Source organism: Psychrobacter sp. P11G3, assembly GCF_001435845.1.
In the GTDB taxonomy this organism is placed as follows: Bacteria; Pseudomonadota; Gammaproteobacteria; order Pseudomonadales; family Moraxellaceae; genus Psychrobacter.
The window spans coordinates 580323-594537 of sequence record NZ_CM003596.1 but is presented as its reverse complement, the minus strand read 5'-3'; the positions used below and the strand labels follow the sequence as shown (position 1 = coordinate 594537).

Here is a 14215-nt window from a genome sequence, read left to right as displayed (position 1 = left end):
TGAAACATCAACCCTAAAATAGATTGAAAAACTGGCGCACGCCCTAATAAATGCAACATGAAATATCCAAAACGTGCGACACCCAACGCCTCTAAGACCTCTCATCAACGTGATGACCATCATAGTGTGCAGACGCCTATCACAGCGGCTGCCGCATGGGAAAATACGTCTGATGTAGCGACGAATACATCTAAGCTACCAGCGCTCTTTATTTCGCATGGCGCGCCTACGCTTGCAATTGAGCAGTCTGCGACGACCAGTGCACTGGCACGTATCGGTCAAAACTTACCTAAGCCACGAGCCATCGTCATTATGTCAGCGCATTGGCAGTCAGCAAAGCTAGAGATTAGCAGTAATCCACAGCCAAAGACGTGGCATGACTTTTCAGGATTTTCGCCTGAACTTTACGACATTCAGTATCCTGCTATAGGCCAACCAGCGCTGGCTGAGACACTTGCTCAGCAGCTGACCGCACGTGGTATCACTTGTAGTGTCAATCCAGTACGTGCCTGTGATCATGGTGTGTGGGCACCGCTCAGACACCTGTACCCAGAAGCCGATGTGCCTATCGTACAGATATCATTGCCGCAGCATTATGACAGTATTGCCTGCTATCAGTTAGGCGCGCAGTTAGCACATTTACGTGATGAGCAAATCCTCGTCATCGGTTCAGGTAACATTACGCATAATTTGCAAGCATTGCGCTGGGAAGCTGACAGCATCGATCAAGCAGCCAAAACGTTTAAGCAGTGGTTGTTGCAGCAGCTCAAAATAGACATTCCCACGGCGCTCGACTGGCAGCAGTACCCAGACTACAAGGACATTCATCCAAGTGATGAGCACTTGCTACCGCTGTTTTTTGCATTAGGTACTGGTCAGCGCGTCTCTGTCGTTCATCAAAGTATGGCTCATCATAGTTTGGGTATGGATATCTATCGTTTTGACTGATTGAGTGCGACCAATGCGAACACTAAAATTTAACCCTACTTCTCAAAAGCGTGTTTGGTAAATAAACCTGCACGCTCCATCTCGCCCGCCACACTGAATAATGTTGCTTCATCATTCATGCGCCCGATTAACTGCATACCAATCGGTAGGCCTTTTTTGCTCATACCGACTGGTACTGACATCGCGGGTAACCCTGTAACATTACCCAATAGCGTAAAACCCATCTTACCTAATACAGGGGCACTGAGCTTTTCTATCATGCCTGAGCTAAAGGCGTATCTACCCATATTAAAGCCCTTGTTAAGCACCTCGGCGCTACGCATCATCATCTCATCCATACGGCTAGGCGGTAGTACACCATGCTTTACCGCAGGTGTGGGCACAGTCGGGCACAAAATCATGTCGTAGTCTTCTAGCAATAGACCCGTCTGATACTGGCTATGATGCCAGCCATGTTTGGCATGTGCCAAATCAACCGCTGACAATGAGCGCCCAAGCAGCGCCATATTATAAGTTTGCGGCTCTAGGTTTTTGATGTGATCAGCCCCAAACTCACGCTCGATATTATCAATCGTAAAAGCAGTATGCGCGCAGACTACAACGATAAAGTCATGCCAAAACTGCTCGATATTGATGTTTGGCTCGGCTGGTACTACTTCATGACCCATAGACTCTAATTGCTTAGCCGTTTGGTCAAGTACCGCCAGCACCTCTTTGTCCACTGTCGTATTGGCTATCAAAGGCTGCTGATGCAAAGCAATTTTTAGCTTTCGCGGTGCCCGCATTGCCGCTTGCAAAAAAGTGCCGTCTGGCGGAGCTATAACATAAGGGGCACCAATCTCTGCTCCACTAGTGGCATCTAGCATCGCTGCACTATCGCGCACTGAACGCGTAATCACATGGTCAGCCACGGCGCCTTCCCAGCCTTCACCAAGATTAGGGCCCATTGGATTACGTCCGCGGCTTGGCTTTAACCCAAACGTACCGCACCAAGCAGATGGAAAACGTATCGAGCCGCCACCATCACCGCCGCCTGCCATTGGTACAATACCGCTCGCAACTGCTGCTGCACTGCCCCCTGACGAGCCGCCAGAACTGTAGCCTTTTTTAAAAGGATTGTGAGTAGCACCATGCGCTTTTGGCTCAGTAGTGATAATCAAACCAAACTCAGGCGTGTTAGTCTTGCCAAAGGTGTTGACCCCTGTCGCTTTCATCCGTTTGACGATTTCGCTGTCTTTTTCTGAAATGATATTGACACTGCGGCTACCCATTGTAATCGGCTCGTCAGCGAAGCTAAATGACAAATCTTTTAGTAAATACGGCACGCCAGTAAATACACCTGAAGGCAAACCCGTCTGCGCAGCATTGTATGCACGCTCATCAAAACGATGCACAATAGCGTTTAGCTTAGGGTTGATTTGATTGGCTTGATGGACAGCAGCATCTAGCAATTCCTTTGCGCTGACCTCACCTGAATTAACCAATGCTGCTAAGGCGAGCCCATCATACTGAGTATATTCTTTAAACATAACTAACCTTCCTTGGAGAGTAACTTTATTAAGACTATGTAGCACTCATATTTTCTAAAACTGATGACTATTTTTTCATCAACTCTTGTCAGTTTAGTATAAAAAACCGTGCCTGATATTTCATAAACGGACTCGTTAGTCATCTGGTCGATTTCGGCAACCAATGAACCAGTATGCGAATCTGCTCTTCAAGCCCTAGAACGTATTTAATAGTAAAAGCTTACTTCTAAACCTACAATTTATGAAAGTATTATCAAGTTTTTTCCATAAAAAAACGAGCCATTCTCATGACTCGCTTTTTCGTTATCAACTTAATAATTAATCCTACATCAACAGTTCACGTTTGCCACTTTTGCCCATCGAGCTGACCAATCCAGCTTCTTCCATAGAGTCGACAATACGCGCAGCACGGTTATAGCCGATGCTGAATTTACGCTGAATGCTTGAAGCAGAAACTTTACGTGTTTCCATGATAAAGGCCACGGCATCATTATATAAATCATCATCTTCACCAGAGGCATTGGCTGTACTACCACCGCCTGGGCTAGATAATTCAAAGTTGCCTGCCATATTATCAATATAATCAGGGGCGCCGCGCTCACGCCACGCATCACAGACACGGTTAACTTCTTCGTCACTAACGTAAGCACCATGCACACGATCTGGCTCGATTTGCCCTGGCCCTAAGAACAACATATCGCCGTTACCTAGCATGTCCTCAGCACCGCCACTATCCAAAATCGTACGTGAATCGACTTTTGAGTTGACTCGTAGTGCTGCACGCACTGGGATGTTGGCTTTAATCAGACCCGTAATAACATCGACTGACGGACGCTGAGTCGCTAGCATTAAGTGAATACCAGCAGCTCGTGATTTTTGCGCCAAACGTGTGATGAGCTCTTCGGCTTGTTTACCGACCTGCATAATCATATCGGCAAACTCATCCGCGACAATGACAATCATCGGTAGTGTTTTTAGCTTAGGTGCTTGGCTAATACTTACGCTGTCATTCGGACGCCATAGAGGATCGAGCATGGGATTGCCTGACTTCTCCGCCGCGATCACTTTCTTGTTGAACTCATTGAGCTTACGAACTTTTAGCAAACTCATCAGCTGATAGCGACGTTCCATCTCAGCCACACACCATGACAAGCTACTGGCCGCTTCCGTCATATCGGTAACTACTGGCGTTAACAGATGCGGAATATCATTATAGTTAGCAAGCTCTAACTGCTTTGGATCAATCAAAATAAGACGCAGCTCATTAGGTGTATATTTGAGTAGCATCGATAGTAGCATCGAGTTGACCAATACTGATTTACCAGAACCTGTGGTACCAGCGACGAGCATATGCGGTGCACGCGCAAGGTCAGTAATGATTGGGTTGCCACCGATGTCTTTGCCCATCGCCATGCTAATCTGCGCTTTAGGATCTTTGAACGTTTCGGTGTTGAGCAGTTCAATCAAACGTACCATTTCACGTTTCTTGTTAGGTACTTCGATACCGATATACGGTTTACCCGGAATCACTTCGACCACACGCAAAGAAGCCATCGATAGTGAGCGCGCCAAGTCACGCGAGATACCTGTGACTTTACTGGCTTTTACCCCAGCAGCTAGCTCCACTTCAAAACGAGTGACCACAGGCCCTGGAATCGCATTGACCACCGAGGCTTTGACATTGAATTCTTGTAGTTTAATTTCCAATAACTCAGACAATTGCTCAAGCTCAGCAATCGTATAACTGGGCTTGCGGTCAGGATCAGGCTTGTCTAGTATCGACACCTCTGGAATAGGCGTTAGACTGCTGCGATAAGCGGCGGTTTGCATCGAGCGTGACTTTTGGCTAAAGGCTGCATCATCACTGATATGCGGCATAACTGGCACAGTCATATCGTCAGAAAGACTGTCATCGTCTGGCATCATATCAGTGATATGGTTGCTGCTATCTCCTTCTGGAACAGCAAAACTGACGGATGGTTTGGCAGGCGTTATAGGTTGCATACTAGCAACAGGACTGGCCGCCTCCACAGTAGGTGCTGCTTTTGGATTGGCAGGAGGCGTATTGGTTGGTGTCATGTCTGAAACGTCTGACAAATCTGACAATGCAGGCTCAGTCTCTACTGTTACCGGAGCAACTTCAGGCTCAGAGACTACTGCTGTCTTTTCAGTATGTGGCAACTCTACAGGCGTATCAGACAGTTGATTGGCTGAATCCTGTACAAAACTAATAGGCTCTTCTACGATAGGTTCTGGCGTCTTCTCTGGTACTATTGGCTCAGCTGCTACGGTTTCCTGAACAGGCTTAGAGTCTTCAGACGTTTCTACAATAGACTCTGTAGGTTCTGATATATCAGCATGCTCTGCCAACCATGCTTCTGCTAATTTATCTACTTCCGCAGTCTCATGTGTCATAGAGATTTTAGGCTCAGCAGGTTCAATGACTGGTTGACTGGCCAAATCGCTGTGCACTGACTCATCAACTGATGGCTGAGCTAGTGATTCTTTATCGTGTATATCTGGTTGAGCAACCGCTTCTGTCGTGGTAGTGGTCACAGTAGCAGGTACTGTTTTTTCTAACGATGCTGTGGTACTAGTACCCGTTTGGGAATAGTTAGGTACAGGCATAGCCGAGCTGCTCATGCCGCTGGCACTGTAAGCCATTTGCTCACTTGCTAGTAAGTCATCGACCGTATTGGCATCATTCCACGCAAAGCTTGGCTCAACTTTGCGAGCAATAGATGCAGTCAAGTTTGAGGCTAATGGCTGGACTGCATTGTCGGCTGTATTATCAGTAGAGCTATTAAGCGAGCCTGTATCGCTATCTACCTGCTCACCTTTTGAGCTATTAGGTGTCGCCGCTGCTTTTGCTGCGATGACAGAGGCTTTGACACTATCGGCCAATCCTGATGTTGCCAAAAAGTCTGACAATACACTACCGAAACGTCCACTACTGCTGACGTCTTGAGCACCGCTAGTATTTTCCGCAGACTGCAACTCAAGTGGCAGTTGCTCATGCTCTACTTTTTTATCTACCGATTTTTCTAAGTTCTGGATAACCTCTTCTGATGTACTACTCGGTTCAGTAGCGTCGATAGCATCCTGACTTTTTACACCTGAACCAAGCCACGATAGCGCCCGAACCCTTTGATATATCGTCATCCAATGGATATTAAAGGCAAACGTAGCGGTAATCACAACAAATACTGCTAAGAAAACCACACTCCCCCACTGCGATAGCAGCTGTGCCAAACGCGCCTGTAACTCTAGCCCGATAATGCCACCAGCGACGCCTTCAAGACCGATTGCGTCAGGGTTCGTGACTTGTTGAACTAGAGAGACCAATTGTGCAAATAATGCGCTAGCACTTAATAGTAAAAACACATAAGCGACCAATCGCATGAGCCAAAACGTTGGCTTGTTTTCCCACCAAATCAGAATAGATTCATAAACTACAAATGCTAAAAACCACCAAGCACCAAACCCAAAAAAGCTGTAAAGCAAATCGGACAACCATGCGCCTGCCTCGCCGCCCATGTTATTAATCGTGGTCATATCACTACTGATGTGCGACCAGCTAGGATCGTTGCCTGTATAAGTCATCAAAATGACAAACAGATAAACGGCCAGTATTAACCCAAGGAGGGTAAACATTCCCTTTTTTAAATACTCAATAAGCGGTGCTGATATCACGTAAGATCTGCCTTGTTATTAATACTAAATGGTCGCCAATGCATGACTAAGCCTAATCATGCTGACATAAAGTGTTGACATAAATGTACCGAGCGAAGTGTTGGTTTGGCGTGTGCCGATCATAGAGCCTTGAAACAACCGTTATCGCTTGGCTCCTACTACACTTGGCATAACTTCTTATAATAACAAATACATAGGTGCAGTGGCGACAGTCTTCTCAAGAAAGCGTGTAAGAAAGTAAACCAGTAGACAATTTGCGCAAGAAAACAGCTGGTTAGCGAAACACGAGTGGCAAAATATGGCTAGCTGTATTGCCTAAATTCTATAAAATAGTCTCTGTTTTCGCACTTATGTTCCAAAGTTATTTATTCTTTGATTCTAATGATACCTGTGTTTGTTTTAGCAAACTTGCACTTTGTGCGCTGTGCCCTTATGTTATTATCACACAGCAATTAGAAGAAGCATATTTGTAGTCATTTTTGATATTCGTCTTTTATTATATTTATAACTTACATTTTTAATTCGTATATTTAGCAAGGAACAACTCATGGCAACTGACACTACTGCTCCACGTCACGAAAAGCTCATTATTTTAGGCTCAGGCCCTGCTGGCTACTCTGCCGCAGTCTATGCAGCACGCGCTAACCTTAAGCCAGTTATGGTTACTGGTATGGAAGTCGGTGGACAATTAACCACCACTACTGAAGTCGATAACTGGCCAGGCGATGCGCATGATTTGACAGGCCCTGCATTGATGGAACGGATGAAAGCGCATGCTGAGCGTTTCGGTACTGAACTGGTCTATGATCATATCAACGAAGTAAACCTAAATGAGCGTCCTTTTCAATTGACAGGTAACAACGGTAGCTATACTTGTGACGCGCTCATTATCTCAACTGGCGCCTCTGCACAGTACTTGGGACTAGAATCAGAGACTAAGTTCAGAGGGCTTGGCGTATCAGCCTGCGCCACTTGTGATGGTTTCTTTTATAAAAACCAAAAAGTTGCGGTGATTGGTGGTGGTAATACAGCGGTTGAAGAAGCTTTGTACTTATCTAATATTGCGTCTGAGGTGACCTTAGTGCATCGCCGTGACAGCCTACGCTCTGAAAAAATTCTGCAAGACAAGCTATTTGAAAAAGCCAAAAATGGTAATGTCAAAATCGAATGGAACCATCAAGTAAAAGAAGTGGTCGGTGATGACATGGGCGTCAATGGCGTCGTCATCGAATCAATGATTGATGGCAGTACCAAACAACTAGATACAATGGGTATGTTTGTCGCTATTGGTCATAAGCCAAACACTGACTTGTTTAAAGGTCAGTTGGATATGAAAGATGGCTATCTAATCGTTAATAGTGGCTTGAATGGTAATGCTACTCAGACCAGTATCGAAGGTGTGTTTGCCGCAGGTGACGTAGCAGATCACGTTTACCGTCAAGCTATCACTTCTGCTGGCACTGGCTGTATGGCTGCGCTGGATGCTGAAAAGTACTTGGATGCACTGGGCGAAACCGTCGCTCGTGATCACACTTACGATTCAACACTAACTGCAGATAAAGAAGCCTAAATGGGCAACTTTACTCAACAGCACGATAAACACATTACGCCTGAGACTTTAAAAAGTCTTGGGCGTTATGACTTTCCTGATCCCGTTTCTATCGACCCTGATGGTATTGGCATCGTCGCTATGGGCGGTGACCTAGCACCTGAAACGCTGATATCAGCCTACGCTCAGGGGCTATTTCCTTGGTTTAACGAAAATGAGCCTATTGCTTGGTGGTGCCCTGAGCCGCGTTGTGTAATCGTTCCTTCGGCCTATCAACCGAGCAAGTCTCTACGTAAGCAAGCAAATCGCGAACGTTGGCAAGTAACGCTTAATCAAGCTTTTGACGATGTCATACATGCCTGTAGCTTACCGCGCAGTGATGGCCTTAATGACAATCATCCCGAAGGTGAGCATACTTGGATTCATGATGAGATGATCGAAGCCTATACCATATTGCATGCGCAAGGCTTTGCTCATAGCATTGAAGTTTGGGACGAGGCAGGTCAACTGATTGGCGGATTATACGGGTTAAAAATAAACGGCATCTATTTTGGTGAATCAATGTTTCACCGAGCCTCTAATGCGTCAAAGCTAGCGTTTTGGGGTCTGATGCGCTTATGTGAACAAAGTGATGTCGCACTCGTCGACTGTCAGCTACCGAACGATCATTTAATGAGCTTAGGTGCCACTACCTTACCGCGTGCTGACTTTCTGACTCAGTTAGACAACCTAATTGGCAGCCAGTCTGTGCTATGGCAAAAGCACTCTCATAAATCGTTATCCGTATCGCTACTGGATAGCGAGTCGCCGTGGCAACTAGAGTTATGATTATCATAGCGAAAAAAATAAGAGGTTATTATGGCACTTGATACATCGTTTCTGTTGATTGGAGAGCTAGCAGCAAAGGCCAATACAACTAAAGATACGGTTCGCCATTACGAGCAATTAGGCCTGCTAAAATCTCGCAAGCGTCAGGCAGGCTCACGTTTATATACCGAATTTCATCCAGAGTGTATCGAACGCATAGAGCTGATCAAAAGCGCACAAGCTATTGGCTTTACGCTTACTGAAATCAAAAACAGTCTGAATGATTATTATGATGGTCACTTGGATATTGATTCGCAGCTTTTACTCACTCAGCAAAAGCTAGAACAAGTTAAAAAACAACAAGCCAATATCAGCATAATGGTGGAGTTACTGAGCGAACGCTTGGATATTTTAGGTCGAATGAAAGCCGATAGTGACTATCAGCTTGATGTGGAAGTCTGTAAAAAGAAAATTCCTTTACAATAAAGTTTAAATCTTAGTTAATTCTGCTTTTATATCGTAGCTGCTATAGCCACCTTTATTATAATCGCTTATTTTTTATTAAGATTTATTTTCTTTATTAAATATAATTATGCTGCATGATTAATGCATCGACTGCTGGTTTATGTGGCACTTTATAATAGCCTTTGCGTCTATGAATGACGCTAAACGCTTGTTGCTCGTATAACGCTATCGCCGCTGTATTATCTGCACGTACCTCTAACAAAAGACTTTCGACCTGATTAAGCTGTAACAGTTCATGCAACCTATTCAATACCTGTGAAGCAATGCCTTGGCGTTGGTACTTTGGATCAGTTCCGATACGCAACACCTCTGCTTGCTCAAAAGTCATTTGATATAAGCAATAACCAACTATCTCACGATGAGATACACCCTCCTCTTTCTCTTGATCATAAGCAATCAATAGGCAAATACTGTCCTGCTCAAGTAACTCAGTCAATGTTCTCTGGTTCCAAGCATCATCTGGTTGCACCATCGCTTCTATATTAGCGACAGTTTGAATAAGGTTTTCGAGTTCTACTGCATTCGTTGGTAGTGCTTCTATCACAAACATGACGTTCCTTTTACACGATTATTATTAGGCTGTTTTTATTATTATATTATGCTTAGATGATATATATAGAGCTTGCCATACATTCATGTAGATCAGTAATTATACAATCAATATTTCCCAACAAAAAAAGGCCACCCTAGATAGGATGGCCTTTTTTATGACTAATTCATAAGCTCATTGCTGAGACTTAATGATTAGTTCAATACGTTAGCAACAACACCAGCGCCTACAGTACGGCCGCCTTCACGAATAGCGAAGCGAAGACCTTTGTCCATAGCGATTGGGTGGATAAGCTCTACGCCCATCTCAACGTTATCACCAGGCATTACCATTTCAGTACCGTCTTGTAATTGGATTGCGCCAGTTACGTCAGTAGTACGGAAGTAGAACTGTGGACGATAGCCGTTTAGGAATGGTGTGTGACGACCACCCTCTTCTTTTGACAATACATATACTTCAGCGTCAAACTTGGTGTGAGGAGTGATTGAACCTGGCTTAGCTAGTACTTGGCCACGTTGTACGTCTTCACGCTTAGTACCACGTAGTAGTACGCCACAGTTTTCGCCTGCACGACCTTCGTCAAGCAGTTTACGGAACATCTCTACACCAGTACAAGTGGTTTTTTGAGTGTCACGGATACCAACGATTTCGATCTCGTCGCCAACTTTAACGATACCAGATTCAACACGACCTGTTACTACAGTACCACGACCTGAGATTGAGAATACGTCTTCGATTGGCATTAGGAATGCTTTGTCGATGTCACGCTCTGGCTCTGGGATGTAGGTGTCTAGTACGTTTAGTAGTTCTACAACAGCTGGTTGGCCGTATTTTTCTTCTGAGCCTTTTAGGGCTTCAGTAGCAGAACCTTTAACGATAGGAGTGTCGTCGCCTGGGAAGTCATAGTCGTTCAATAATTCACGAACTTCCATTTCTACTAGCTCTAACAATTCTTCGTCATCAACCATGTCACATTTGTTCATGAATACGATGATGTACGGTACGCCAACCTGACGTGAAAGCAAGATGTGCTCACGAGTCTGTGGCATTGGGCCGTCAGTTGCAGATACGACTAGGATTGCGCCGTCCATCTGTGCCGCACCAGTGATCATGTTTTTAACATAATCGGCGTGACCTGGGCAATCTACGTGTGCGTAGTGACGGCTATCTGTGTCATATTCTACGTGTGAGGTGTTGATTGTGATACCACGTGCTTTTTCTTCTGGTGCTGAGTCAATAGACGCGTAGTCTTTGGCTTCGCCACCAGAGGTGATTGCAGCTACGGTTGCGATTGCAGCGGTAAGGGTTGTTTTACCATGGTCAACGTGTCCGATTGTACCGACGTTGACGTGTGGCTTGTTACGTTCAAACTTGGCCTTTGCCATGGGTATTTCCTCTTTTTTTGGTGAATGATCAATAAAAAGCTGTTTAATGGCTCATAATAGAATTAAATCATCATAAACCTAGCTATCAACCGCACGAACCACTGCTTAAACAATGCTCCGAACTAATTCTTGTATCCGTTATTATACGCTGACTTGTCTTAAATAGTCATACATCTCTCAATCGAAATCAACTTCTCTCTAACTAGTAGATATAAAGCTCAATTGATTATAACCTTTCTTATAACCGTATAATTATCTTGATATGCAAGGTCGCGATGTTAGCTGACCGACATCATCAAACAATCCGTAAAATCCGTTAACATATGGAACAGCAATCCAATTCCAATGATATTAAAAGGCTTACGAAGAAAGAGTAAAACAAAATACACTAGCATCGCATAATAAGTATGTAGCGGATGAAAATTAATGCTACATCTATTTGCCTGAAATATTGGGTTTGCTACCAGATGGTCTATATCAACCAGCATGGTCGCAAGCAAAATCAGATATGCTTTTTTCCACTCTTTTCTAAAAAACGCAATAGCAATAAAAAGAGGAAAACCAAAGTGCAAAAAATAATGTATTAATGTCTGCATACTGACCTATTAGTTTTAGTCTTCTCTATATAAGACCATCAAAACCAATATTTATTAATATACTGACAGCACTAAAAGGCAACACCTCAGTGTCACCTTTGAATCATTGTCTACCGCACTACTGTTATATATTTCAATATTCTATAATTTCGATATCGACGCAAAGTTACATAAATAGCAAAACAAGCATAAAAGGTATAAAAAATAAATGGAGCTCATATCGAGAATTGAACTCGAGACCTCTCCCTTACCAAGGGAGTGCTCTACCGCTGAGCTATATGAGCGTATATTGAAACCTTTGAACTGCACTAAAAAAAATATCACGATGCAGCAATAATTACTGACTCTCGTGATGATTTATTGTTATGCTTTGCGATGGTGTATATATGGAGCGGGTGGCGGGAATCGAACCCGCGTCATTAGCTTGGAAGGCTAAGGTGTTACCATTATACCACACCCGCATTTACTCTTATTCAGGATAACTCTAATCGAGAGTTATGAGATATAGAGAGTATGCTTGGCGCTATGACAAACTTTAGAAAATATGGTGGTGGGGGAAGGATTCGAACCTTCGAAGCTTTCGCGACAGATTTACAGTCTGTTGGGTTTGACCGCTCCCCAACCCCACCTTAGGCTGCTTTGAACAAAAATGACTTACATTTAAGACAAATTCATAAAAAGCTACTTTAAGAGAGATGGTGCCGACTGCCGGGATCGAACTGGCGACCTACTGATTACAAGTCAGTTGCTCTACCAACTGAGCTAAGTCGGCTTGTTCTCTTAAAGTGGTGGCTATTCTATCAAATTTTTTGAGATGCGCAAGTACTTTTTCATCTTTTTTTAAATTAATTTGATATAAATATTTAAGTCACTGATTAAGCTGGTTTTTTTATAAATAAAAATATGGCAATAAATTGGCTTTTTACTTGCAGCCTTTATTTTTGCCACATCACTGGCTATTTAATTAGCGAATACGCAAGCCATTACAGGCCATTTCTACCGCTTTGACTAATGCCAATGCTTTTTTATTGGTTTCATCCCATTTTTTTTCTGGTACAGAATCAGCAACAACCCCTGCTCCGGCTTGAATATGTATCTCACCACGGCGCATCACCGCAGTACGGATAGCAATGGCCGTGTCCATATTACCATTCCAACCTAAATAACCAACTGAACCACCAAATACTGTTCGACGTACTGGTTCTATCTCATCGATGATTTGCATGGCGCGGATTTTGGGTGCACCCGATAGCGTACCAGCTGGGAAAGTGGCACAAAATACATCTAGTGCATCTTTGTCAGCTCGTATCGTACCCTCAACGTTAGATGCGATATGCATCACTTGTGAGTAGCGCTCTATAAACATCTTTTCTGTGACTTTGACACTGCCATACTCGCAAACGCGGCCAATATCATTGCGACCCAAATCAATGAGCATCAAATGCTCGGCTGTCTCCTTTTCATCATTTAGCAGCTCTTGCTCAAGCGCTAGGTCTTCAGCCTCATCTTGGCCACGTTGCCGTGTCCCTGCCAGCGGTCTTACCGTCACCTTGCCATTTTCGATACGAGATAAGATTTCAGGAGAAGCGCCGATAATATCAAAGCGTTTGTGATCGTCGAGTGTATAGCCATGCACCAAAAACAGATATGGTGATGGGTTTAGGTAGCGAAGCGCACGATAGACGGCTAGAGAGTCACCTGTATAGTCCGCTGTCAAGCGCTGCGCTGGCACTACCTGCATAACGTCACCAGCGGCAATGTAATCTTTTATTTTATTGACATCGCTACAGTATTTTTCGGCACCTGTTTGCGATATAAATTTAGGCGTAGGCTTTACAGGTGCGCGCAAGTTAGACGGTTCTGCTAGCTTTTCCTCGATTTGTTCTAGCTCACGGATAGCTGAACTATAGCCATCTTCAGACTGACAATCAGCATAAACGATGATTGATAGCGTATTCTCTAAATTATCAAATACAATCACGCTCATCGAAAGCATCAGCCACATATCTGGCATCGACATTGGATTGGGCGCATCAGATAAGCCGACACTTTGCTCAATAATACGTACCATATCGTATCCAAAGTAACCGACTAGACCGCCGCTAAAGCTCGGCATCGTCGGCACATCTTCAGCGGTTGGCATATGATATTGCGCCATCAGCTCACGCAGGTAATCAAAGGGATTCTCTACTGACTCTGTATCGATATGCTCGTTTCGTTTGGTCGTAATATTGCCATCAGCGTACTGCAAAATCAGATCACTACCCAATCCAATCATGGAGTATCGTGCCCAGCGCTCACCGCCTACTACAGACTCAAACAGATAGGCAGAGCCGTTTAGATCACGTACTTTGGAGAATACAGATACGGGAGTCTGCGCATCCATCAGACGCTTTTTTACTAGCGGTGCGTGACTAAAGCCTCTATCTCTAAAAGCTTGGTATTCTTCAAAAGTCATCATAATAGCGCTCTCTTAGCACCTTATAGGCAATAACAAAACTATAAGCTGCTCTATAAAATATAGCGCCAATATTCGCTAAAATATCGACGCTATAATGAGTCATTTGTTTAAAAAATGGTACGCACACAAGGGCCTCTGTCAAAAATTACGACAAAGACCTAGTGTAGAGTTG

10 protein-coding genes and 4 tRNA genes are annotated in these 14215 nt (G+C 44.2%); 4 read left to right on the top strand and 10 right to left on the bottom strand.

The features are described from left to right. The first annotated feature begins 57 nt into the window (after positions 1-57). Complete coding sequence (locus AK824_RS02440) at positions 58-948, top strand: DODA-type extradiol aromatic ring-opening family dioxygenase (protein WP_082624549.1); 891 nt, start codon at positions 58-60, stop codon at positions 946-948. Positions 949-983: 35 nt separating this feature from the next. Here the strand turns inward: AK824_RS02440 and AK824_RS02435 are convergent, their stop codons facing one another. Both AK824_RS02435 and AK824_RS02430 read right to left on the bottom strand, forming a co-directional pair. After that, the gene (locus tag AK824_RS02435; protein WP_057758499.1) at positions 984-2477 is read right to left on the bottom strand and encodes an amidase; all 1494 of its coding nucleotides are present in this window, start codon (positions 2475-2477) and stop codon (positions 984-986) included. Positions 2478-2801: 324 nt separating this feature from the next. Beyond that, entirely contained in the window at positions 2802-6170 is a 3369-nt protein-coding gene (locus tag AK824_RS02430) for a DNA translocase FtsK (protein ID WP_197411810.1), read from the bottom strand. A gap of 547 nt (positions 6171-6717) precedes the next feature. On the opposite strand from AK824_RS02430, the gene trxB reads away from it, so the two are divergent. From trxB to AK824_RS02415, 3 genes are read left to right on the top strand one after another with little or no spacing between them, the layout of a single operon-like run. Next, positions 6718-7740 (top strand): thioredoxin-disulfide reductase, encoded by a 1023-nt coding sequence (gene trxB / locus AK824_RS02425; protein ID WP_057758497.1) that lies wholly within the window; start codon positions 6718-6720, stop codon positions 7738-7740. Beyond that, the gene (gene aat / locus AK824_RS02420; protein ID WP_057758495.1) at positions 7741-8547 is read left to right on the top strand and encodes a leucyl/phenylalanyl-tRNA--protein transferase; all 807 of its coding nucleotides are present in this window, start codon (positions 7741-7743) and stop codon (positions 8545-8547) included. A 30-nt stretch (positions 8548-8577) separates the two neighbouring features. Next, positions 8578-9012 carry a MerR family transcriptional regulator gene (locus tag AK824_RS02415; protein WP_057758493.1) on the top strand — a complete coding sequence of 145 codons (435 nt, stop codon included), beginning with the start codon at positions 8578-8580 and terminating at the stop codon, positions 9010-9012. Between the two features lie 94 nt (positions 9013-9106). Here AK824_RS02415 and rimI read toward each other — a convergent pair whose 3' ends face one another. The 8 genes from rimI to trpE form a co-directional block, all read right to left on the bottom strand. Then, a complete protein-coding gene (gene rimI, locus AK824_RS02410; RefSeq protein ID WP_057758490.1) occupies positions 9107-9601 on the bottom strand; it encodes a ribosomal protein S18-alanine N-acetyltransferase in 495 nt (164 codons plus the stop codon). 194 nt (positions 9602-9795) lie between these two features. Next, on the bottom strand, positions 9796-10986 hold the full coding sequence (gene tuf, locus AK824_RS02405) for an elongation factor Tu (RefSeq protein WP_057758488.1): 1191 nt from the start codon (positions 10984-10986) through the stop codon (positions 9796-9798). Positions 10987-11264: 278 nt separating this feature from the next. Next, positions 11265-11582 carry a DUF6122 family protein gene (locus AK824_RS02400; protein WP_057758486.1) on the bottom strand — a complete coding sequence of 106 codons (318 nt, stop codon included), beginning with the start codon at positions 11580-11582 and terminating at the stop codon, positions 11265-11267. A gap of 209 nt (positions 11583-11791) precedes the next feature. Next, positions 11792-11866, bottom strand: a tRNA-Thr gene (locus tag AK824_RS02395). A gap of 103 nt (positions 11867-11969) precedes the next feature. Then, positions 11970-12043, bottom strand: a tRNA-Gly gene (locus AK824_RS02390). An 84-nt stretch (positions 12044-12127) separates the two neighbouring features. After that, positions 12128-12211, bottom strand: a tRNA-Tyr gene (locus tag AK824_RS02385). 67 nt (positions 12212-12278) lie between these two features. Then, positions 12279-12354, bottom strand: a tRNA-Thr gene (locus AK824_RS02380). A gap of 192 nt (positions 12355-12546) precedes the next feature. Then, on the bottom strand, positions 12547-14043 hold the full coding sequence (gene trpE / locus AK824_RS02375) for an anthranilate synthase component I (protein ID WP_057758483.1): 1497 nt from the start codon (positions 14041-14043) through the stop codon (positions 12547-12549). Between the last annotated feature and the right edge of the window lie 172 nt (positions 14044-14215).

Coding starts and splice junctions, on each gene's coding strand:
- AK824_RS02440 (WP_082624549.1), top strand. CDS start 58: ATGAAATATCCAAAACGTGCGACACCCAACGCCTCTAAGACCTCTCAT.
- AK824_RS02435 (WP_057758499.1), bottom strand. CDS start 2,477: ATGTTTAAAGAATATACTCAGTATGATGGGCTCGCCTTAGCAGCATTG.
- trxB (WP_057758497.1), top strand. CDS start 6,718: ATGGCAACTGACACTACTGCTCCACGTCACGAAAAGCTCATTATTTTA.
- aat (WP_057758495.1), top strand. CDS start 7,741: ATGGGCAACTTTACTCAACAGCACGATAAACACATTACGCCTGAGACT.
- AK824_RS02415 (WP_057758493.1), top strand. CDS start 8,578: ATGGCACTTGATACATCGTTTCTGTTGATTGGAGAGCTAGCAGCAAAG.
- rimI (WP_057758490.1), bottom strand. CDS start 9,601: ATGTTTGTGATAGAAGCACTACCAACGAATGCAGTAGAACTCGAAAAC.
- tuf (WP_057758488.1), bottom strand. CDS start 10,986: ATGGCAAAGGCCAAGTTTGAACGTAACAAGCCACACGTCAACGTCGGT.
- AK824_RS02400 (WP_057758486.1), bottom strand. CDS start 11,582: ATGCAGACATTAATACATTATTTTTTGCACTTTGGTTTTCCTCTTTTT.
- trpE (WP_057758483.1), bottom strand. CDS start 14,043: ATGATGACTTTTGAAGAATACCAAGCTTTTAGAGATAGAGGCTTTAGT.